This is a genomic window from Arthrobacter sp. R4, from assembly GCF_051365025.1.
Taxonomy (GTDB): Bacteria; Actinomycetota; Actinomycetes; order Actinomycetales; family Micrococcaceae; genus Arthrobacter.
Genome location: NZ_JBLWIJ010000010.1, coordinates 142719 through 163335, shown reverse-complemented (window position 1 = coordinate 163335; position 20617 = coordinate 142719). Strand labels below are relative to the sequence as shown.

At 63.9% G+C, this 20617-nt stretch carries 18 protein-coding genes; 8 read left to right on the top strand and 10 right to left on the bottom strand.

Features of this window, described 5'->3' with window-relative positions:
- Positions 1-2 precede the first annotated feature (2 nt).
- Positions 3-713 (bottom strand): pyridoxal 5'-phosphate synthase glutaminase subunit PdxT, encoded by a 711-nt coding sequence (gene pdxT, locus ACLKOZ_RS06600; RefSeq protein WP_337348617.1) that lies wholly within the window; start codon positions 711-713, stop codon positions 3-5.
- Between the two features lie 91 nt (positions 714-804).
- Here pdxT and ACLKOZ_RS06595 point away from each other — a divergent pair, with 91 nt between their 5' ends.
- On the top strand, positions 805-2097 hold the full coding sequence (locus tag ACLKOZ_RS06595) for a Mur ligase family protein (protein ID WP_337348618.1): 1293 nt from the start codon (positions 805-807) through the stop codon (positions 2095-2097).
- Positions 2094-2843 (top strand): type 1 glutamine amidotransferase, encoded by a 750-nt coding sequence (locus tag ACLKOZ_RS06590; RefSeq protein ID WP_436473740.1) that lies wholly within the window; start codon positions 2094-2096, stop codon positions 2841-2843. The genes ACLKOZ_RS06595 and ACLKOZ_RS06590 overlap by 4 nt, the downstream gene beginning before the upstream one ends.
- A gap of 6 nt (positions 2844-2849) precedes the next feature.
- Here ACLKOZ_RS06590 and ACLKOZ_RS06585 read toward each other — a convergent pair whose 3' ends face one another.
- On the bottom strand, positions 2850-4103 hold the full coding sequence (locus tag ACLKOZ_RS06585; protein ID WP_376046452.1) for a CapA family protein: 1254 nt from the start codon (positions 4101-4103) through the stop codon (positions 2850-2852).
- Between the two features lie 83 nt (positions 4104-4186).
- On the opposite strand from ACLKOZ_RS06585, the gene ACLKOZ_RS06580 reads away from it, so the two are divergent.
- The 3 genes from ACLKOZ_RS06580 to ACLKOZ_RS06570 all read left to right on the top strand — a co-directional run bounded on the left by ACLKOZ_RS06580 (position 4187) and on the right by ACLKOZ_RS06570 (position 9638).
- The gene (locus tag ACLKOZ_RS06580; RefSeq protein ID WP_436473738.1) at positions 4187-6199 is read left to right on the top strand and encodes a M3 family metallopeptidase; all 2013 of its coding nucleotides are present in this window, start codon (positions 4187-4189) and stop codon (positions 6197-6199) included.
- Positions 6200-6383: 184 nt separating this feature from the next.
- On the top strand, positions 6384-8024 hold the full coding sequence (locus ACLKOZ_RS06575; protein ID WP_436473736.1) for a LuxR C-terminal-related transcriptional regulator: 1641 nt from the start codon (positions 6384-6386) through the stop codon (positions 8022-8024).
- A gap of 117 nt (positions 8025-8141) precedes the next feature.
- On the top strand, positions 8142-9638 hold the full coding sequence (locus ACLKOZ_RS06570) for an FAD-binding oxidoreductase (RefSeq protein ID WP_436473734.1): 1497 nt from the start codon (positions 8142-8144) through the stop codon (positions 9636-9638).
- A 73-nt stretch (positions 9639-9711) separates the two neighbouring features.
- Here the strand turns inward: ACLKOZ_RS06570 and pdxS are convergent, their stop codons facing one another.
- From pdxS to ACLKOZ_RS06540, 6 genes are all read right to left on the bottom strand, one after another.
- Positions 9712-10638 (bottom strand): pyridoxal 5'-phosphate synthase lyase subunit PdxS, encoded by a 927-nt coding sequence (gene pdxS / locus ACLKOZ_RS06565; protein WP_436473732.1) that lies wholly within the window; start codon positions 10636-10638, stop codon positions 9712-9714.
- 136 nt (positions 10639-10774) lie between these two features.
- On the bottom strand, positions 10775-11404 hold the full coding sequence (gene pgsA / locus ACLKOZ_RS06560) for a phosphatidylinositol phosphate synthase (RefSeq protein WP_337348114.1): 630 nt from the start codon (positions 11402-11404) through the stop codon (positions 10775-10777).
- Positions 11394-11981, bottom strand: coding sequence for an HIT family protein (locus tag ACLKOZ_RS06555; protein ID WP_337348115.1), 588 nt, complete (start codon positions 11979-11981; stop codon positions 11394-11396). Before ACLKOZ_RS06555 ends, pgsA begins: the two co-directional genes overlap by 11 nt.
- Before the next feature lie 20 nt (positions 11982-12001).
- Entirely contained in the window at positions 12002-14011 is a 2010-nt protein-coding gene (gene thrS / locus ACLKOZ_RS06550; RefSeq protein WP_337348116.1) for a threonine--tRNA ligase, read from the bottom strand.
- 146 nt (positions 14012-14157) lie between these two features.
- Positions 14158-17646, bottom strand: coding sequence for a DNA polymerase III subunit alpha (locus tag ACLKOZ_RS06545; RefSeq protein ID WP_436473728.1), 3489 nt, complete (start codon positions 17644-17646; stop codon positions 14158-14160).
- Positions 17643-17975, bottom strand: coding sequence for a DUF6504 family protein (locus ACLKOZ_RS06540; protein ID WP_337348118.1), 333 nt, complete (start codon positions 17973-17975; stop codon positions 17643-17645). Before ACLKOZ_RS06540 ends, ACLKOZ_RS06545 begins: the two co-directional genes overlap by 4 nt.
- A gap of 165 nt (positions 17976-18140) precedes the next feature.
- Between ACLKOZ_RS06540 and ACLKOZ_RS06535 the strand changes: the two genes are divergently transcribed.
- Positions 18141-18530, top strand: a complete 390-nt coding sequence (locus ACLKOZ_RS06535) for a hypothetical protein (RefSeq protein ID WP_337348119.1) — start codon at positions 18141-18143, stop codon at positions 18528-18530.
- A 91-nt stretch (positions 18531-18621) separates the two neighbouring features.
- Here ACLKOZ_RS06535 and ACLKOZ_RS06530 read toward each other — a convergent pair whose 3' ends face one another.
- Complete coding sequence (locus tag ACLKOZ_RS06530) at positions 18622-18942, bottom strand: chorismate mutase (protein WP_337348120.1); 321 nt, start codon at positions 18940-18942, stop codon at positions 18622-18624.
- A 19-nt stretch (positions 18943-18961) separates the two neighbouring features.
- Between ACLKOZ_RS06530 and ACLKOZ_RS06525 the strand changes: the two genes are divergently transcribed.
- Positions 18962-19384 (top strand): VOC family protein, encoded by a 423-nt coding sequence (locus ACLKOZ_RS06525; protein ID WP_337348121.1) that lies wholly within the window; start codon positions 18962-18964, stop codon positions 19382-19384.
- Between the two features lie 59 nt (positions 19385-19443).
- Here ACLKOZ_RS06525 and ACLKOZ_RS06520 read toward each other — a convergent pair whose 3' ends face one another.
- Entirely contained in the window at positions 19444-20193 is a 750-nt protein-coding gene (locus ACLKOZ_RS06520; protein WP_436473725.1) for an SOS response-associated peptidase, read from the bottom strand.
- A 118-nt stretch (positions 20194-20311) separates the two neighbouring features.
- Between ACLKOZ_RS06520 and ACLKOZ_RS06515 the strand changes: the two genes are divergently transcribed.
- Positions 20312-20569, top strand: a complete 258-nt coding sequence (locus tag ACLKOZ_RS06515; RefSeq protein WP_310163639.1) for a mycoredoxin — start codon at positions 20312-20314, stop codon at positions 20567-20569.
- Positions 20570-20617 lie beyond the last annotated feature (48 nt).

The window sequence follows — 20617 nt, the reverse complement described above, 5'->3', positions numbered from 1 at the left end:
CTTTACGCTTCTCCTCTGATCATGCGGATAAAAAGTTCGTGTACGCGTTTCTCCCCAGTCACTTCCGGGTGGAAGGAGGTGGCCAGCAGTTGGCCTGAACGCACTGCAACAATTCTAGCCGTCCCCGGCAGGGTTGCCGCGTGGGACGCGTGCTCCGGGTCGGCCGGCTCCACCTGGGCAAGGACCTCCACACCGGCGCCGGCGCGTTCCACCCAGGGGCCCCGGATGAAGACGGCGTGCACCGGGGCAACACCGGAATCTGTAGCACTGAAATCCAGGCCTTTGAAATCTAGGTCCGTTTCGAACGATTCTCGCTGGCGCCCAAAGGCGTTGCGGCGGACTGTGATGTCCAGGCCGCCGAAGGTCTGCTGCGGATTGCCGGCGAGGTCGGTGGCGGGGTCGGCAATCTCGTTGGCCAAAAGGATCATGCCGGCGCAGGAGCCGTAGACCGGGAGGCCTTCGCTGATGCGTTCCTTCAACGGCCCGGCCAGGTCAAAGGCGCGGGCGAGTTTGTCGATGGCCGTGGATTCACCGCCCGGAATGATGAGGCCGTCCAGGCCGTCCAGTTCCTTGGGCCTGCGGATTCCTTCACCGGTTGCGCCGGCGGCCTCCACGGCCCGGAGGTGCTCGCGGAAATCGCCCTGGAGCGCCAGGACGCCGATCCGCAGGCCCGAGCCCACGCGTGCAGAAGCGGCCGAAACGGGGTTTGTCATCCATTCAGCATAATGCGCGATCGGCCGGCGCCAGCGCCGGCCGGCCTCACCGGGCAGGGTTCTATGCCGTTGCTGGGATATATTACAGAGCATGCTTTACATCAGTGTTCCGCTCGGCAAGCTCGTCCGCCGGGTGTCCCGGCTCAGGGGCGGCGGGTCCGCCCTGCCCGGGCTGGTGGTCGAGAAAATCGACCCCGGCTTTATGCAGCGGACGCTCGCTACCCTCCCCCACGGCGTGGCGGTGGTCAGCGGAACCAACGGCAAAACCACCACCACCAAGATGGTGGTCGAACTCCTGGAAAGCCAGGGGCTGAAGGTTTTTACCAACCGGACCGGCAGCAACTTCACCCGGGGTGTGGCCGCTTCCCTGCTGGGCGAGGTGGACTGGCGCGGAAGGCTAAGCGCCGACGTCGCCGTCCTGGAACTGGACGAAGCCCATGCCGTGCACTTCGTAAACCGTGTGCCGCCCCGCTACAGCCTCCTGCTGAACGTGCTGCGCGACCAGCTGGACAGGTTCGGCGAGATCGACAAAACGGCGCAGCTGCTGCAGCACATCGCCGCAAAAACCACAGGCACAGTGGTCCTCAACCGTGAAGACCCCCGCGTGGCCCGCATCGCGGACACGCTCACCGGCCAGGACGTGCAGTACTTCGGCCTGGACGACTCCCTTCTCAGCACGTTCCCCAACGATGACGACATGCGGGCTGCGCCCGGCAGCCCTGTGCCCGCCGCCCTCCCCGCAAAGCCGGCTGCCGACGTCGTGCTCCGCAAAGTGGGGCCGGACACCGCCGACTTTGAGTACGACGGCGTCACGGTCACCACCGCGATGAAGCTCCGCGGCGTCTACAACATCTTTAATGCCGCGGCTGCGCTGGCCCTCGCCCGGAGCATCCTCGGAAGCGGCGCCGCGACCGCTGACCACAGCACGCTGCTCACGGCCCTGTCCAAGGTGGAGCCGGCCTTCGGCCGGGGAGAAAGCCTGACAGTCGACGGCCAGCCCCTTGACCTGGTGCTGGTCAAGAACCCCAGCGGTTTCCGGCTGGGACTGAAGTCCTTTCCCGCGGGCGGCTACGCCACCATGATCGCCATCAACGACAACTACGCCGACGGCCGGGACATGTCCTGGCTCTGGGACGTGGAGTTCGATTCGCTCCGCAACGGCGGCGTGGACCAACTGACGGGCTCCCGGGCTTATGACATGGCGCTGCGGCTGCAGTACGACGACGTCCCCGTCGGGGCGGTCCAGACCGAGATCGCGCCGGCCCTGTCGGCGTTCATCCGTGAAGCCAAGGGCAAACCGAAACGGATTTTCTGCACTTACACAGCCATGATGGCCATCCGCCGCGAGCTGTCCAAAATCACCACGGTAGAGGTGGTCTCATGAGCCCGGATATACAGGACCCACAGGACAGCAAGGGCACCCTCCGTGTCATGCAGCTTTATCCGCGGGACATGAACATCTATGGTGACTGGGGCAACGCGCTGGTCCTCAAGCAACGGATCAAGTGGCATGGCTACACTCCTGAACTGCTCGAGTACAACGTGGGCGACGACTTCCCTGACGAAGTCGACGTGATCCTTGGCGGCGGCGGGCAGGACAGCGGCCAGCTGATTATCCAGGACGACCTTCAATCACGCGCCGGCGTCCTGACCGACCTCGCAGAAGATGGCGCACCGATGCTGCTCATCTGTGGGCTCTACCAGCTGTTCGGGCGTTTCTTCAAAACACGCTCGGGCTCGGTCATTCCGGGCATAGGCGTGCTGGACGTGGAAACACACGGTACTGACGAGCGCCTCATCGGCAACGTCAAGGTGGCCACTGCCGAGTTCGGCGACGTCCTCGGGTACGAGAACCACAGCGGCCAGACCACGCTGGGCAGCGGCGTCCGCCCACTGGGAACGGTGGCCAAGGGAACGGGAAACAACAGCCGGGACGGCCATGAGGGCGCGCGATACAAGAACGTGGTGGCCAGCTACTTGCACGGATCACTTCTGCCCAAGAACCCTGCCATTGCAGACTTCCTCATCCGAACCGCCGCCGAACGCAAGTTCGGGACTTTTGTTCCCGGTGGGCCTGACGACCACTTCGCCGCGCTGGCCAGGGAGCACGCCGCCCGGCGCCCGCGCTGAGGGCCTCTACGGTTCCTTGGTGATCAGGAGTTCGTGCGCTCCTGCCGTGGCTGCTCCCATGGACTCCACAACGGTGGCGGTCCTTAGCCTGGTGGCGGCGTCCGCCTCGGGCGTGGCACACACACCCTGGGGCGCATCGGATGCCACGGAGCACCAGCGGTACGGATCACGGACGATGACCGACGGTGCCCAGGCGAGGTCGGAGGCGGTCCATCTGCCCGACGCGTCCTGGCTGAACTGGGCCCGCACCAACAGGCCCTCATTGTTGACGACATACCAGGGCGACAGTTCGGTGACGCCGTTGCCCAGCCCGTAGACAATCCACGTGCCTTTGTAGTTCTCGATGGGCAGCACGGAGTGGGTGTGGTGGCCGTAGATCATGGTGAACTGCCCGCTGTCCACCAACGCGTGTGCCACCTCCTGCTGTTGGGCGTTGGCTTCGCTGGCGTACTCGTCCCCGGCGTGCATGGCACCGAGCACGATGTCGGCGCCAAGAGCCCGCGCCTTGATTGCCTTGGCGATCATGGTGGGTGCGTCGAGCATGTCCACCTGCCACGGGTATTCCGGGTAGAGCCCGTTGAGGCCGTAGGTTCCCTGGATGATGGCGATCTTGGCGGCCGGAGTCTGCAGGATCAGGATGCCCTGCGACTCAGCTTCCGTCCGGTAGGAACCGGTGTGCTTCAGCCCGGCGGCGTCCAGGGCATCCAGCGTACGCAACAGGCCGTCCGTGCTCCGGTCGATGGTGTGGTTGCTGGCGGTGGTGCAAGCCTGGTACCCCACTGCCTTGGAGGCGGTGATGATCTGCGGCGGGACATTGAACGAAGGGTACGCCGAGAAAGGACCTTCAGGTCCTGCCACCGGTGTTTCCTGGTGGCAGATTGCAAGGTCGCTGGCTTGGATGTACCGGCGCTGGCCTTCAAGGAGCGGTGTGAAGTCCAGCCCGGGTTTGCCCGCCGCGGCCGCATCCTGCTGGGCCTGCTGCCAGAGCTGGGTATGGACCAGCATGTCGCCGGTGACCAGTACGGACGTGCAACGCAGTGTTGGACACGCCGGTCCGGCGCCCGGGGTGGGGGTGGGTGTGGGAGTTGGGGCCGGCGTCGGAGTGGCACTGGGCTGGCCAGTGCCCGCACTGGTGCCGGCACTTGCCGATGGCTGGGTCTGTTCGGCTATCAGACCGCAGCCCGCCATGGCCCCGGCAAAGATGACCGCGGACAAGGCCGCGCCGGCACGCGCGGCAGTGGCGCCAATTCTGTTCCCCATAAGCGCAATTCTAAGTTTGGAAACAGGCAGAAGCGCGCATTTGGCTCATTGAGATGCGCGGCCACATATGAAAGCTTTACTTCATGACGAATCCGCTCTTCAGTCCCAGCCCGTTGCCGTTCCAGTTACCGCCCTTTGCCGGGATCTCCGAACAGCACTACGCCGAGGCGGTGCACGCAGGGCTGGCCGGGCACCTCGCCGAAATCCAGGCCATTGTGGACAATCCAGAGCCCGCGACATTTGCGAACACCGCCGTGGCCATGGAGCAGGCGGGCAGGTTGCTGGAACGGGCGGCCGCGTCCTTTTTCACCCTGGTGTCAGCAGACGCCTCCGACGCGATCCGCGGCCTGGAAACAGCGCTGACGCCGCTGCTCACCGCACACCAGGACGAGGTCTACCTGAACCGCGCCCTCTTCGACCGTTTTGCAGCCATTGACACCACTGGCCTGGAACCGGAAGGAGTGCGGCTTGTTGAGGAATACCTGAAGGAGTTCCGGCAGTCGGGGATCCAACTGGACGCCACGGACCAGGAACGGCTGAAGGCCGTGAACGCGGAGCTCTCCGGGCTCGGCACAGAGTTTGGGCAACGGGTGAAGGAAGCCATGAAGTCTGCGGCCCTCCTGCTGGACAGTGCTGAGGACCTGGCCGGCATGCCGGCCGACGACATTGCCGGCGCCGCCGAAGCCGCCCGCGCCGCCGGGCACGAAGGCAAGTTCCTCCTGACGCTGATCCAGCCGAGCAACCAGCCCGCCATGGCCGTCCTCGAAAACCGGGATGTCCGCCGTCGGCTGTTCGAATCCTCCATCGGCAGGGGCAGTGACGGGGGCAGCCTGGACGTCCTGGAACTCGTGCGGTCCATGGCCGGACTCCGCGCCGAGAAGGCCAGGCTGCTGGGCTTTGCCAACTACGCCGAACTCGTGGTGGACCGGCAGACTGCCCCGGATTTCGAAGCTGTGCAAGCCATGCTGAACAGGCTGGCCCCCGCCGCCGTCCGGAACGCCGACGCTGAGGCCGCGGCACTGGCTGACCTTGCCGGGCACCCCTTGGAGGCCTGGGACTGGGCCTTCTACTCGGCCAAGGTCCGGCGCGAGAAATACGCTGTTGATGAGCAGGCCCTCCGACCCTACTTCGAGCTGGACCGGGTGCTCAAGGACGGGGTCTTCCATGCGGCCACATCCCTCTTTGGCATCACCTTCCACGAACGGGCAGAGCTGGAAGGCTACCACCCGGACGTCCGCGTTTGGGAGGTCCGGAACGAAGACGGCAGCCCGCTGGGACTGTTCCTGGGCGACTACTACGCCCGGGAGTCCAAGCGTGGAGGTGCCTGGATGAACTCGCTGGTGGAACAATCCGGCCTGCTGGGGACCCAGGCGGTGGTCATCAATAACCTGAACATCTCCAAACCGCCGACCGGGGAACCCACCCTCCTGACGCTGGATGAGCTGCGCACAACCTTCCACGAATTCGGGCACGCGCTTCACGGGCTCTTCTCCAACGTGACGTACCCGCGCTTTTCCGGAACAGGTGTCCCCCGGGACTTTGTGGAGTACCCGTCGCAGGTCAACGAGATGTGGATCCTGTGGCCGGAGGTACTGGCAAACTATGCGCGGCACCACGCTACCGGCGAGCCGCTCCCCCAGGAGGTCGTTGACAGGCTGAACGAGTCACGGCTGTGGGGCGAGGGATTCGCCACCACCGAGTACCTTGGCGCCGCGTTGCTCGACCTTGCCTGGCATGTGTTGGACGAAACCGGCATCCCGGACGATGTCCTGGCATTTGAGGCCAAATCCCTCGCCGCGGCCGGAGTGGCCCATGCCCTGATTCCGCCCCGCTACCGCACCGGGTATTTCCAGCACATCTTCGCCGGGGCAGGATACGCGGCCGGCTACTACTCGTACATCTGGAGTGAAGTCCTGGACGCGGAAACCGTGGACTGGTTCACCGAAAACGGTGGCATGACCCGCGCCAACGGCGAACGCTTCCGCCAGGAACTGCTTTCACGCGGGAACAGCCGGGACCCGCTGGAATCATTTCGCACGCTCCGGGGACGCGACGCCCAACTGGAACCCCTCCTGAAGCGCCGCGGCCTCGAGTAGCCCCTCATCGATTGCTCCGTAGCCGCCGTTTTGAGGCCTCATAAGGGCGGTTGCTGAGCAATCGATGGGAAGGACGACGGCGGGTAACTCTCCGGCGTCGTTGGCTGCCTGCCGGAGTCCACGCCGAAGCGATAAGCTTCACGTATCGGCGCCGTCCGCACCGAACAACGGCAGTGGAGAAGCAATGGCGGCAGACCCTCTCCGTCTGGGCCGGGAGGCTTTCAGGCGACAGGAATGGGCGACTGCACACGCCCTCCTGACGGATGCTGACCGCCAGTCGTTGCTCGAACCTGACGATCTTGAGCTTGTGGCCAATGCGGCCTACCTCGTCGGCCACGACGACGAAGGTTCAAGGCTACTGGCCCGTGAGTATCGGGCACGCCTGGCACACACGGACAGTTCGGGGGCGGCGCGAAACGCTATCTGGCTTGCCCTGCACTTTATCCTCAGCGGCGAAGAAACGTTGGCGAATGCGTGGCTGCAACGGGCACGGCGTGCCCTTCCTGACGACCTGGACTGTGTGGAGCAGGGACTGCTACTGGTGCCTGCCGGCCTTGAAAGCGCCGCCCAGGGCGATGCCGCGACAGCTACCGCAAGTTTCGCGACCGCGCTGGAAATCGGCCACCGCTTCGGACACCAGGACCTTGCAGCCCTCGCAAGGACGGGCCTTAGCGAATCGCTGATCGCAACGGGTGATACACGGCAGGCAATGCCGCTGTTGGACGAAGTCTTTGTGAGCGTGACCGCCAGTGAACTTTCCCCGGTCACCGCCGGGATTGTGTATTGCGCGGTCATCGAAGCGTGCATGGACGCCTTCGATCTGCCTCGGGCACAGCAGTGGACGGCCGCATTCACCCGGTGGTGCGGCGCCCAGCCGGACCTGGTCCCCTATCAAGGCAATTGCCAGATCCACAGGGCACGGATCATGCAATTTCAGGGAGCGTGGCCCGATGCATTCGATGCTGCACAGGATGCCTACCGCCGGCTCGCCGGACCGCTTACCCGGCCGGGAATCGGTGCTGCGCTATACCAGCTTGCCGAGCTGCATCGTCTGAGAGGCCGGTTCACCGAAGCCAGGGACACCTATCTGCAGGCCAGCCGCTGGGTAAGGGATCCGCAGCCCGGTGTCGCGCTGTTGCTGCTTGCGCAAGGCCGGACAGAGGCGGCCGTGGCCGCGATCCGCCGGTCCCTTGCGGAAACAGCGTCTCCGCCGGAGCGTTCCCGGCTCCTCGGTGCTGCCATTGAGATCATGCTGGTGTCGGCTGACCTTTCCGGCGCTCGGGCCGCCGCCGAAGAACTGCGGGCGAGGGCCGGGGCCTTGGGCAGTCTGTGGCTAAATGCGGAGACTGCCCAGTGGGAGGGAGCCCTACTTCTCGCGGAGCAAGAATACGCGGCGGCTTTGGGAGTGGCACGTCAGGCATGGTCAGCATGGCAGCAGCTCGACGCGCCCTATGAGTCTGCACGCACCAGGGTGCTTATGGGGCGGGCTTATCGCGGGCTGGGCGACGCGCACTCGGCCGAGCTGGAGTTTGATGCCGCCAGATGGGCTTTCCACCATCTTGGCGCAGGGCCGGATGCAGCGAACATAGCCATATATTCGAACCGGCAACAGGCCGTTAGGGCGAACCCGCTGACTGTCAGGGAGACCCAGGTGCTGCTCCTGATTGCCAGTGGAAGGTCAAACCGGGAGATTGCAGTTGAACTGTTTCTCAGCGAAAAGACGGTTGCCCATCACGCCAGTAACATCTTCACGAAGTTGGATCTGACGTCACGTACCGCCGCTACCGCCTATGCCTACGAGCACGGGCTTATCAACCGAACCTGACCCAGACTGGGCAGAATTACCCATCTTCCCATCACCGGCAACTCTGCCGATGCGGCGGCAGGCTGCGGAACATAGCATCCTCATTATGGAGTCTGAAAGGCCAATGGAGGTGCCGTGATGAAAAGGGAATCGCGAAATGCTGCCGAGGCGGGCCGGCGCATCACCGATATGGAAGTAGGTGGGCTCGATGGCTTCCCGGTGATCCTGACGTCCGTGGATCTTGAGACACTCGAATCCCTGGTGGCCGAGCCACTGTTACGCCCAGGCGACTCCGGCTGGGGTTCGGCCGTCCTGCTCTGGAACGGTCTGGTGACGAAGAAACCGGCACTGGTGGTCCAGCCGACATCGGCGCGGGAGGTCTCGGCCGTTGTCATGTTCGCCGCGGAACACAGGCTGCAGATCAGCACCAAGGGCGGCGGCCACAACATCGCCGGTACCGCAATCGCCGACGGCGGCCTCATGTTGGATATGTCGAGGATGAACTCAGTCGAGGTGGATCCGGTGGCCAGGCTGGCCCAGGTTGGCCCGGGCTGTCTGCTGCAGGACGTCGACCGGGCCACGCAGGAACACGGACTGGCCACTGTCCTCGGATTCATCTCCGAAGTGGGCGTGGCGGGCCTGACTCTCGGGGGTGGGCTCGGCTATCTGAGCCGCAGGTTCGGATGGACCGTGGACAACCTTGAGGAGGTTGAGATTGTTACGGCCGACGGGTTGGTCCGCACCGCCAGCCGTCACGAGAACCCGGATCTGTTCTGGGGTGTCCGCGGGGCGGGGGCCAATCTTGGCGTGGTCACGCGCTTCACCTTTCGGCTGCACGAGGTGGGGCCGACCGTCTACGGCGGTCTCATTGCCTGGCCATTCGAGCGCACGGACGAAATCCTCCGGCGGTATCGGACGCTCACATCCCGTGCGCCCCGCGAGCTTGCCGTGTGGCTGATCCTCATGACTGCCCCGGCGGAACCTTTCATTCCTGAACAGTGGCAGGGCAAGAAGATCTGCGCCATGGCAGTTTGCTACAGCGGCGAACTCCGAATCGTCCCGGAAGTTATGGCGTCCATCCGGGAAATTGGTGACCCCGCTGTGGATCTCCTGTCGGAGCAGCCGTACGCACAGGTCCAGTCCTATCTGGACGACAGTGAGCCGAAGGGCCTCCATTACTACTGGAAGACGGAGTACGCCGACGAGCTGAGCGACGATCTGCTCTCCACCATCCGCGAGCTTTTCGATGGCTGCCCCATAGAGGGGGCGGAGCTCGGTGTCCTTCACCTCGCCGGCGCCATCAATGAGCACTCCGAAGATGACGGTGCGGTGGGCAACCGAAACGCCCGGTACGTCATTGGATCCAATGGCATGTGGGATCCCGGCGATCCGGCCGCGGACTCGTACCGGGCGTGGATCCGCGAATCGTGGGAGCGGCAACGTCCATTCACCGCAGGCCGCAGTTACATCAACTTCCAGACGGCGGACGAGGGACAACAGCAGGTCCGGGCAGCCTATGGCACCAACTATGAACGCTTGGTCCAGGTGAAGACGAAGTATGATCCCGACAATTTGTTCAGAAGCAACCGCAACATTGCCCCCTCCGTTCCATCCATGGAATCCACAGGCAGCTGAAGGAGCCAACGGACGACGGCGGGTGGCCACCTTGGAAAAGGTGACCACCCGCCGTCGTACTGCTTTGGAGCTGTTACCAGCCGCGCTCAGCGAGGCGGTGCGGCTGCGGGATTTCGTCGACGTTGATGCCCACCATGGCTTCGCCGAGGCCGCGGGAGGCCTTGGCGATGACGTCGGGGTCATCGAAGAAGGTGGTGGCCTTCACGACGGCGGCGGCGCGCTGGGCCGGGTTGCCGGACTTGAAGATGCCGGAACCGACGAATACGCCGTCGGCGCCGAGCTGCATCATCATCGCCGCGTCCGCCGGGGTGGCGATGCCGCCTGCGGTGAAGAGCACCACGGGAAGCTTGCCGGTGGTCGCGATTTCCTTGACCAGTTCGTACGGGGCCTGCAGTTCCTTGGCCGCGACGTAGAGCTCGTCCTCGGGCAGTGCCGCGAGCTTGGCGATTTCGGCGCGGATCTGGCGCATGTGCCCGGTGGCGTTGGAGACATCTCCGGTGCCGGCCTCGCCCTTGGACCGGATCATTGCCGCGCCTTCGTTGATGCGGCGCAGCGCCTCACCCAGGTTCGTGGCGCCACAGACGAAGGGAACGGTGAAGTTCCATTTGTCGATGTGGTTGATGTAGTCGGCCGGGGTCAGGACCTCGGACTCGTCAATGTAGTCCACGCCCAGGGACTGCAGGATCTGGGCTTCGACGAAGTGGCCGATCCGGGCCTTGGCCATGACCGGCACGGACACGGCGTCGATGATCTTGTCGATCATGTCGGGATCGGACATGCGGGACACGCCGCCCTGGGCACGGATATCGGCCGGAACGCGTTCCAGCGCCATCACTGCCACGGCACCGGCGTCTTCGGCGATGCGGGCCTGTTCGACGTTGACGACGTCCATGATGACGCCGCCCTTGAGCATCTCAGCCATGCCGCGCTTCACACGGCTGCTGCCCGTGACGCTGTTCGCGGACGAACCGGCTTCGCTGCTTACATCAGGTGTAGACACAAAAACCCCTATGGGTAGATAGATGACCTTCGCCGGGCGTGAGGGCGGCACAAAGCCGAAATGAACACGCACCGGATTGCCGGATCCATTGACCGGGCAGTCCTAATACTAGTCCCACTGCGGGCGGCGGGCTTAATCAGGCTTCATCCGTTGTTGCCGCTCCGGCCAGGGATTGGCGCCGGACCGAAACGATGCGTTGGATCACCGTAACGAGGCTGGCAACGGCAAGCACTGCGAGGGTTGCCTGCAGGACAATAAGAGGCAGGCCCAGACCGGTGAATCCTGTAACGACCAGCACCGAAACAAGCCGTTCGGCCCGTTCGGCGATCCCCACGTTTGCGGTAAAGCCCAATGATTCGGCCTTGGCACGCGCGTAGGAGACCACCATCCCCAGGACAAGGCAGACCATCGCTCCAATGCCAATCACCAGGTCCGCGCCACCGGTGAAGAACCAGATGGCGAGGCCTGCAAACAGTGCACCGTCGGCGATCCGGTCAAGCGTGGAGTCCAGGAAATTCCCCCACCGCCCGCCGGTGTCCCGCATCCTGGCCATGATGCCGTCCAGCACATCGGAGAAGATAAAGGCCGTAATGAACAGCGTTCCCCACCACAGCTGGCCGAGCGGGTAGAAAACCAGGGCGCCGGACACCACGCCAACCGTACCTACCACCGTGACGGCGTCGGGGGAAACACCAATTTTCAGGAGCCAGCGGGCAAGCGGTGTAAACAGCGCGGTGAAGAAACCGCGCGCGTGCCTATTCAGCATCCGTCTCCCCGGGCCAGGCCTCGGCCACCTGCCGGCGCACCTCGTCGAGGGTTTGGGTGATGGCTTTGGTCTGGGCGATGATCGGGAAGAAATTACCGTCCCCGCCCCACCGGGGAACGATGTGCTGGTGCAGGTGCGCCGCGATCCCCGCGCCGCCCACGACACCTTGGTTCATGCCCAGGTTGAAGCCGCCAGGGTTCGACACCTTGCGCAGCACTTTCATCGCGGTCTGCGTCAGCTCGGCGAACTCGGCGGTCTCCTCCAACGTGAGGTCTGTGTAGTCCGGCACATGCCGGTAGGGGCAAACCAGGAGGTGGCCGGGGTTGTATGGGAACAGGTTCAGCACCACATAGCAGGTCTTCCCCCGGTAGACGATGAGGGCTTCCTCATCGCTCCGGCCGGGGCCCACGCAGAACGGGCAGTCGTTTTCATTCTTGAACTGGTGCTGGCCGCCCTTGATGTACGCCATCCGGTGCGGAGTCCACAGGCGCTGAAAGGCATCCGGGACACCGGCGAGGTCAAAGTCGTCGGTCACGCCGGAATCGCCTGGATGCCCTGCGCCTGTGTTCTCCTGCACCGTATTCTTATCCGTTTCCGCTAGCTGGTCCGGTTACGGACGGCTTCTGTGATCCGCTTGACGGCCTCGGCCACCGGCACACCGTTGTCCTGGCTTCCGTCGCGGAAGCGGAAGGACACTGCGCCTGCCTCGGCGTCGTCGCCCCCGGCGATCAGGACGAACGGGATCTTGTCCTTGCTGGCAGTGCGGATCTTCTTCGGGAACCGGTCCGACGACGTATCCACCTCGGCGCGGATGCCCACCGCCTTGAGCTGGTCAACGACGTCGAACATGTATTCGTTGAACGTTTCGGCTACCGGGATGCCCACTACCTGGACAGGGGAAAGCCACGCGGGGAACGCGCCGGCGTAGTGCTCGGTGAGGACACCCATAAACCGCTCGATGGACCCGAACAGCGCACGGTGGATCATCACCGGACGCTGGCGGGTGCCGTCGGCTGCCTGGAATTCCAGCTCGAAGCGTTCGGGCAGGTTGAAGTCCAGCTGGATAGTGGACATCTGCCACGTACGGCCCAGCGCGTCCTTGGCCTGGACGGAAATCTTCGGTCCGTAGAAGGCTGCTCCGCCGGGATCCGCTACCAGTTCCAGGCCGGACTCCTCTGCCACTTCGGCGAGGGTCCGGGTGGCTTCCTCCCAGGCGGCGTCCTCACCGACGTACTTCTCCGGGTCCTTGGTGGAGAGCTCCAGGTAGAAGTCGTTCAGGCCGTAATCCTTGAGCAGGTCCAGCACGAACGTCAGGGTCTTGGTGAGTTCGTCCTTCATTTGCTCGCGGGTGCAGTAGATGTGGGCGTCGTCCTGGGTCATGCCGCGGACGCGGGTCAGGCCGTGCACCACGCCGGACTTTTCGTAGCGGTACACGGAACCGAATTCGAAGAGCCGCAGCGGCAGTTCGCGGTAGGAACGTCCACGGGAGCGGAAGATCAGGTTGTGCATAGGGCAGTTCATCGGCTTCAGGTAGTAGTCCTGGGCCGGCTTGCGGATAGTACCGTCAGCGTTCAGTTCCTCATCTACGCGCATGGCCGGGAACATGCCCTCCTTGTACCAGTCCAGGTGGCCCGAGACTTCGTACAGATGGCCCTTGGTGATGTGCGGGGTGTAGACGAACTCGTAACCGGCGTCGACGTGGCGCTGCCGCGAGTAGTCCTCCATTTCCTTGCGGATGATGCCGCCCTTGGGGTGGAACACCGGCAGGCCGGAGCCCAGCTCGTCCGGGAAGGAGAAGAGGTCAAGTTCGACGCCGAGCTTGCGGTGGTCACGCCGCTCTGCCTCCGCGATGCGCTCCTGGTAGGCCTTCAGCGCGTCCTTGGTGGGCCAGGCGGTGCCGTAGATGCGCTGCAGCTGCTGGTTCTTCTGGTTGCCCAGCCAGTACGCGGAGGAGGACCGGGTGAGCGCGAAGGCGTTGGAGATGAGCTTGGTGTTGGGCAGGTGCGGGCCGCGGCAGAGGTCGCACCATACAGTGGTGCCCTCTTTGCGTTCGACGTTGTCGTAGATGGTGATATCGCCGGCGCCGACCTCGACGTTGACGCCCTCGCCCGCCTCGGCAGCCTGGTTCTTCTTGCCCAGAAGTTCGAGCTTGTAGGGCTCATTCTTCATTGATTCGCGGGCCTCGTCCTCGGAAACCACGCGGCGGACGAACTTCTGGTTCTGGTTGATGATCTTGAGCATCATCTTTTCGAGGGTCTTGAGGTCCTCGGGGGTGAACGGTTCCGCGACGTCGAAGTCGAAGTAGAAGCCGTCGGTGATGTAGGGACCGATACCCAGTTTGGCTTCGGGGCGCAACTGCTGCACGGCCTGGGCCATGACATGGGCGGTGGAGTGGCGCAGGACGTTCAGGCCGTCCGGGGAATCGATGGTGACGCCCTCGATGTCGGCGCCTTCGGGCAGCTCCTGGTCCAGGTCCTTCAGCTCGCCGTTGACGCGGGCTACAACAACGTCGCGGCGCTCAAAGAAGAGTTCCGCACCGGTTGTCCCGGTAGTCACCTTGGTCTCTTCGCCATCGACGATGAGGGTGATCTGCTGGGCATCTGACACGGGTGTCTCCTATTCAAAGTTAAGGCTTCATAGCTTGTGGCGTACGGGGACCACAGCCAGCCATCGTCAATGCTATCGGTTTCCCAAGGGGCCGACCAACGGGACCCGCAGTCCCCGGGGGCCTCGTTTGGCTGGGGTGGAGCGACTCAGCCACCCATCCCGGTGATGGCCAGGTTGCGGTTGATTCCGTCCAGGGGATGGGGTACATCGGTTGTCTCGGGGCTGGAGGCCGGGAACGGGAGGGTCTCCACCCGGCTCAGGTCCCAGGCCATGTTGGCGCTGAGGCTGATTCCCCGGGGACCTGTCCGCCTGGTGGTGCCGCGGATAAGCAGCAGCCTGGTGCCGAACAGCAGCAGTCCTGCCTGTTCCTGCGCTTCGTGGAAGAAGACCGAGTCGATGCAGCCGGTGCCGTCGTCGATACTGATGAAAACCACGCGGCGCCCACCACGCATGGGCGGGGTCTGAGTGGCGATGCGCACCCCCGCAACCAGCACTTCAGTGCCATTGCGCAGGCCCAGGAGCTTGTCCGAGGTAGTGACGCCGAGCCTGTCCAGCATGGGACGATGGCTGTCCATCAGGTGCCCGCTGGCATCAATGGCCATCAGGTCCAGCTCAGCCCGGACGTTATCCACGAGTGTTGGCGCAGGAAGGCCGGGCTTGACGTTTCGAAGTTCCACGTCACCCAGTGGCAAGGACAGTTGTCCCTCAATCACCTCGATGCCCTTCCGTGCACTTCCCGCTGACTGCATCCTTTGCAGGTGCTGGACGAGGTCTGCACGGTTGGCCGCGCCGCCGGATTCACGGTGCAGGGAATCAAAGGCACCAAGCTGCGCAAGCCTCTTGATGCTGGGTTTGCTCAGCCGGGACCGCGCCCGCAGGTCAGCCAGCGAGTCATACGGCTGCCCTGCCACGATACGTTTAAGCTCGGCCCCGGAGAGTCCGTAAATGCCCTTTAGGCTCAGCCTGATGCCCAGTTTGCAGCGGTCCTGCCCCTGCCCCACGCGTTCCACCCGGTATTCGGCCTGGCTCCGGTTGATGTCAAGGGGCAGGATGGGGATGCCCAGCCTGCGGGCTTCGGCAACCAGGAGCCGTTTGGGATACATCCCGGGATCGTGCTCCCACAGCCCGGCGAGGAAAGCCTCCGGATGGTGCGCCTTCAGCCAGGCGGACTGGTAAGTGGGTACGGCAAAGGCGGCACCGTGCGCTTTGCAGAAGCCGAAGCTTCCAAAAGCCTTCAAAGTGCCCCAAACCTTGTCCACGACATCCGGTGAATAGCCTTTTGCCCGGGCTTCCTTCCGGAAGAATTCCTCCACCTTCGGTTCGAGTGCCTCGTTGCCCAGGGCCCGCCGGAATTCGTCCGCCCGGGCAAGTCCGCACCCCGTCATGACGTCGAAGGTCTTTAGGATCTGTTCGTGGAAGACGGTGACGCCATGGGTTTCCTGCAGAACCGGTTTCAGGTCCGGGTGGGGGTACACCTCCGGTGCAAAACCGTGGCGGTGTTCAAGGAACGGGCGCACCATGTCCGATTTCATGGGTCCCGGGCGGAACAACGAAATGTCGATGATGAGGTCGTTAAATTCGCGCGGCGCCATCTTGCCAATGAGCTCCCGCTGGCCCGGCGACTCGATCTGGAAGCATCCCAGGGTGTGGGTGCTGCGGATCAGTTCATAGGTTGGTTCGTCGTCCAGCGGCACGGCGTTGAGGTTGATAAGGCCATTGTGGGCGATGTAGTCCGGGCCAGTTCCCTCCGGACCCGTTGGGTGTTCCCCCGCAGCAACCACTTCGGCTTTGGAGGGATGAAGCCGGATGACCTCACGGACAGCGAAGGCCATGGCACTTTGCATCCTGACCCCCAAAACGTCAAGCTTGAGCATCCCCATGGGGTCCATGTCATGTTTGTCGAACTGGCTCATGGGCAATCCCAGTCCGCTGGGCTGCACGGGGGTACGGTCCAGGAGCGTGGCGTCACCAAGGATCACCCCGCACGGGTGCATGGAAATATGCCTGGGAAGCCGGTCCAGCCGTTCCGTGAGGTCCACCAGCAGGTCAAGCTGCTGGTTTTCGGCGAACTCCCGTTGCTCCACCCTGCCGGCGAACTCGCGCAGTTCAGGTTTCTCCACCAGCGCTTCGCGGAATTTGCGCGCGGAAAAACGCCACAGCTGCTTGGCGATCTCCCCGACATCACCCTCGTCCATGCCCAGGGCCATGCCGGCATCCCGGACAGCGCCGCGCGCACGGTAGCCGTTCTGCATGCTCATCAGCGTGACGCGCTCGGCACCGAAGCGGTCAAAGATCCTCCGGTATACGTTGTGCCGCTCAGCGCTTTCAACATCGATGTCGATGTCCGGCAGGGTGGCCCGGTCCTGGGACAGGAACCGTTCGAAGATCAGGTCATGCTGCAGGGGGTTCACCTGGCTGACGTCGGTGAGGTAGTTGACCAGGCTGGAAGCTCCTGAACCCCGGGCGGCGGCGCGGACTCCCATGTCAATGATCATCCGCGAAACCTCGGCAACAGTCAGGAAGTAGGAGGAGAACCCAAGGTTCCGGATGATCCCCAGTTCGTGCTCCAGCCGCGTGCGCATTTCCTTTTCGGCGGTACCGGATACGCCGGGAAACCTCTTGCCGATACCGGCCTCGCAACGCTGGACCAGCTCAAGGTGCGGGTCCTGGCTGATACCTATGACCGAGGCTTCAGGGACTACGGGCTGCTTCCAGCCCATGTCAGTTACGGGGTCAATCCGGCAGAGGTCGGCGAGCGCTTCTGTCTGCGCCATGAGCTGTTTGAGGTCCGCCGCACCGTATCCTGCGGCGCCGATGATTTCCTTGCCCAGCTGGAGCATTTGGGCGGACGACTTCAGCCAGGCTTGCCCGTTGGGCTGAAGGAGGGGTTCTGCGGCCAGTTCAGGCAGTGACTTCAGTGTGCGGGCCGAGTCCAGGACGTCTGCCGTGGCGGCGCCGTCCTCGGCGCAGTACCGGACGGCATTGGTGAGCACTGCCGGGACCTGGTGCTCCTCCGCGAGTTTGAGCATCCGCACCGCGTGGGCTGTGCTCAGTGGTGAGCCTGGCGAGCTCAGCTGGGAAACCACTTCGGCGACCATGGTTCCTCGCGGCATGGCATCAAGCCAGCGTTTGAAGAGGGTGCGGGGACGCAGGTACCGCCGCCCGCCCATGGCACGTCCGACGTCGGAATCCGGGCCGATCAGGACAGTCAGGACCGGCTTCAGGGTTTTCGGGTCAAGCGTCCGGGAGGCGAGTTCGGCGCGGGTGACGGCTACCGGCACTGCTCCCCCGGCTTTGCCGGAGGTCCGGGCATGGGCGTCGGACACGAGCCGGCACAGCGCACGATAGCCCGCACCGCTGTTGTGGCCGCGGGCGAGGACCACCACCCGTCCGGCGAGCTGGGTTCGGTGGTCGCCTTCGTCGTCGAACACCGCAAGGTCAACACCCACGATGGGGTCAATCCCTGCTGCCATGCAGGCCTTGAGGTGTTTGACGGTGCCGTACAGGCCGTCCCGGTCAGTGCAGGCGAGGGCGGTGGCGGCGTCAGAGGCAGCAACCTGGGCGAGTTCGTCCGGCCAGGACACCCCGTAGTGGGCGCTGAAGGCTGTGGAAACGTGGAGGTGTGTGAAGGTCATGCTGTTCTGGGTTGGATTGCGTCATGGATCCGGAGCAGCCGCCAGCGGCCGCTTCCGAGGTGGCGGCTCAGGTCCAGGGTGAGGGTTTCTTGCTTCAGGTGGCCGGTTTCAGCTGGTTCTGCCCGCACCTGGACCCGCCAGATTTCGTGGTCCACCAGCCCCGGCCCGCTTCCCAGGGGTGCGCGGCTTTCCTCGGCCCACCACTGCCTGCGTTCGAACCACCGGACAGGTTCGGCGCAGACGGTGTAGTGCTGCCCTGCCCACTGGAGGGACACCGGCTGTCCGGATGCGCTGCAAAGGACGTCAACTGTTTCGCTGAACATGCCCATGGGCGCCTCCCGGAACTGAATGAACCGTTGCCCGGGGACGAGTCATCCCGGGGTTTCGAACACGGCTGTTCGAATACATATTCGAATAAATCCAGTCTACGCCGGTGCCCCGGCAAAACCTAGACAGGGGTGGACGGACGGGACGGCAGGTAGCAGGATGGTGGCATGAGCACCAATGACGCACTCCTGAAGCAGGTAAGCATCAAAGCCCAGGACTCCACGCTCCTGGCCACTTTTGATATTGAAGGCAACATCCCGGGCTCGGGTGCGTACGTGGTGGGGCTTATGGCCGCCAGCCCTGACTACTCATCGCAAAGACGGCTGGGCATTGAATTCATGAACGGGGAGGCGATCGCCTTCTACTCGTTCAGCCATGAACAGGGAACCGAGGAGAACTACGACCTCAGCGGAGTCACGCATTCGGGCAGCACCATTACCGGAGTCTTCCCCATGGATGCTATCCACGGGCTGGGCAAGGGACACATCATGTCTGCGTTCAGTGAGGCCGACGGCCGGGAATTCCAGTCCGGCATCGCCGTCGAGGAATCACTCTAACCAGGGAAAAGAGCAGGCGCCCTGCCGGAACACATCCGGTGGCAGGGCGCCTTGGAATTACTGGGAACAGCTCGGTACTGCCGGGACAGTGTCAGCTGTTTTCTTTGTGGACCTTCAGCTCGAGTTCGATGAATCCCGAGATCATGGCCCGGTACGTTGACTCCACGATGTCCGGATCGATGTCCTTCTTTTCCGCGGCGGACCTGACGTGTTCAATGATCCGCTCCACCCGGCCGGGGGCCCGGACTTCGGCGTCGTCCCCCTTGAGGGTTCCGGCAATCCTGATCAGCCGTTCGCGCCGGGCAATGAGGGTGACGATCTGGTCATCCACCTCGTCGACTGCAATCCGCACGGCGGCGAGCTGTTCCTTGTCGGCCAGCGCGTCCCTATCGTTTCCTTGAATTGTCGCCATCTTCTGACAGTATCGAAGCATGCAGCCCAGAGTCGACTTCATCTCACTAGGTGTGCGCAGCGTAGCCGCCTCCCGCCGCTTCTATGCCGAAGGCCTTGGCTGGCCCGTGCACAAGGAATTCCCTGATGACGTGTTATTCATCCAGGTCAACCACGGACTCATCCTCTCCCTGTGGAACGCCGGCCAAATGCAGGCCGAGGCCGGAGTTGATGCGCCAGGGCCGGTCCCCTGCATCACGCTCAGCCACAACCTGGCCAGCACGGAAGAAGTGGACCGGGTCATGGCCGAAGCCGCTGCTGCCGGGGCGAGTATCGTTGCCGAGCCGGTCACCCAGCCGTGGGGAGGGTACAGCGGCTACTTCGCGGACCCGGACGGCTTCCGCTGGGAAATTGCCTACAACCCCACATGGGCAGTGGACGACGCCGGCAAGGTCACCGTCTAGGAGTCAGGAACCCCAGCCGCACCCGGGTCAGGGATGGGTCAACGAACGAACGGCTTGGCCTAGAACAGCGCCTCGACGGGACGGATGAGTTCCGGGGAATTGTTGCGGACATTTCCCACTTCCCGGCCAACGGAATCCACGCGCCAGTCCCCTGCCACATCCTTCACATGGGCGCGGACCAGGTCCACCAGGAAGGCTGCATCGTCAATCTGCGGGTCGATCCACGACTCCATGGTGGCCCGGTCCATGGGCAGCGGCACCCGGTCGTGCAGGGCGGTGAGCTTGCCGAAGACAGTTGACTCCGATCCAGGCGGCGGTGTGTCAGCGGTCAGGATGGAGGTGGAGAGCAGCCACCGCCCCGGCTCGCCCTCGGCCTTTGAGGCATCCTTCCACCATTCGTACAGGCCGGCGAACACCAGCCCGCTGCCTTCGCCCGGGTGCACGTAGTAGGGCTGCTTCGCCTTGCCTGTGCCTTGCTTCCACTCGTAGTAGCCATCCGCCGGGACCGCGCAGCGGCGTGACTGGACGGCTTTGCGGAACGCAGGCTTCTCCAGGACCGTTTCGGAGCGGGCATTGATCATTTTGGACCCGATGCCGGGGTCTTTGGCCCAGGACGGCACCAGGCCCCAGCGGGCCACGTGCAACTGGCGGACGGTGGAGTCGTCAATCAGGCGCTCCAGGACTATGGGAACGTCATCGGTTGGCGCAACGTTCCACGACGGCGGCAACTCGACGTCCTCCTCGAGCTGGGCATCGAATTCAGCCAGCAGGTCCCCCACGGCACGTGCCATCACATAGCGTCCACACATGGCACCAGCATGCCATTGCTGCTATTCACTGTCATCCGGGGCCATCGGCTCCGGGGAATAGTGGGCCGCGGGTTACCGTTGATGGGAACGAACCCCCTTACTGATTTAGGAGAGCTCCGTGGACTTTACCCCCGAGAACGGCACCATCACCATGTTTTCCACCACCTGGTGCGGCTACTGCAACCGGCTCAAGAAGCAGCTGGACGCGCAGGGCATCGGCTACACGGAAATCAACATCGAGGAAGTTGATGGCACGGCCGAACTCGTGGAGCAGCTCAACGGCGGCAACCGGACCGTCCCCACCGTGCTTTTCCCGGACGGCACTGCTGCCACCAACCCCTCAGCCGCTGAGGTCAAGAGCCGCCTGGCTGCCTAGTGCCGGACCGGACACCCCCGGGCCTGGCGTGATAGACAGAACGGGACC

Excerpts from the sequence above, each read along its gene's own strand:
- pdxT (WP_337348617.1), bottom strand. The coding sequence starts at position 713 with ATGACAAACCCCGTTTCGGCCGCTTCTGCACGCGTGGGCTCGGGCCTG.
- ACLKOZ_RS06595 (WP_337348618.1), top strand. The coding sequence starts at position 805 with ATGCTTTACATCAGTGTTCCGCTCGGCAAGCTCGTCCGCCGGGTGTCC.
- ACLKOZ_RS06590 (WP_436473740.1), top strand. The coding sequence starts at position 2,094 with ATGAGCCCGGATATACAGGACCCACAGGACAGCAAGGGCACCCTCCGT.
- ACLKOZ_RS06585 (WP_376046452.1), bottom strand. The coding sequence starts at position 4,103 with ATGGGGAACAGAATTGGCGCCACTGCCGCGCGTGCCGGCGCGGCCTTG.
- ACLKOZ_RS06580 (WP_436473738.1), top strand. The coding sequence starts at position 4,187 with ATGACGAATCCGCTCTTCAGTCCCAGCCCGTTGCCGTTCCAGTTACCG.
- ACLKOZ_RS06575 (WP_436473736.1), top strand. The coding sequence starts at position 6,384 with ATGGCGGCAGACCCTCTCCGTCTGGGCCGGGAGGCTTTCAGGCGACAG.
- ACLKOZ_RS06570 (WP_436473734.1), top strand. The coding sequence starts at position 8,142 with ATGAAAAGGGAATCGCGAAATGCTGCCGAGGCGGGCCGGCGCATCACC.
- pgsA (WP_337348114.1), bottom strand. The coding sequence starts at position 11,404 with ATGCTGAATAGGCACGCGCGCGGTTTCTTCACCGCGCTGTTTACACCG.
- ACLKOZ_RS06545 (WP_436473728.1), bottom strand. The coding sequence starts at position 17,646 with ATGACCTTCACACACCTCCACGTTTCCACAGCCTTCAGCGCCCACTAC.
- ACLKOZ_RS06540 (WP_337348118.1), bottom strand. The coding sequence starts at position 17,975 with ATGGGCATGTTCAGCGAAACAGTTGACGTCCTTTGCAGCGCATCCGGA.
- ACLKOZ_RS06535 (WP_337348119.1), top strand. The coding sequence starts at position 18,141 with ATGAGCACCAATGACGCACTCCTGAAGCAGGTAAGCATCAAAGCCCAG.
- ACLKOZ_RS06530 (WP_337348120.1), bottom strand. The coding sequence starts at position 18,942 with ATGGCGACAATTCAAGGAAACGATAGGGACGCGCTGGCCGACAAGGAA.
- ACLKOZ_RS06525 (WP_337348121.1), top strand. The coding sequence starts at position 18,962 with ATGCAGCCCAGAGTCGACTTCATCTCACTAGGTGTGCGCAGCGTAGCC.
- ACLKOZ_RS06520 (WP_436473725.1), bottom strand. The coding sequence starts at position 20,193 with ATGTGTGGACGCTATGTGATGGCACGTGCCGTGGGGGACCTGCTGGCT.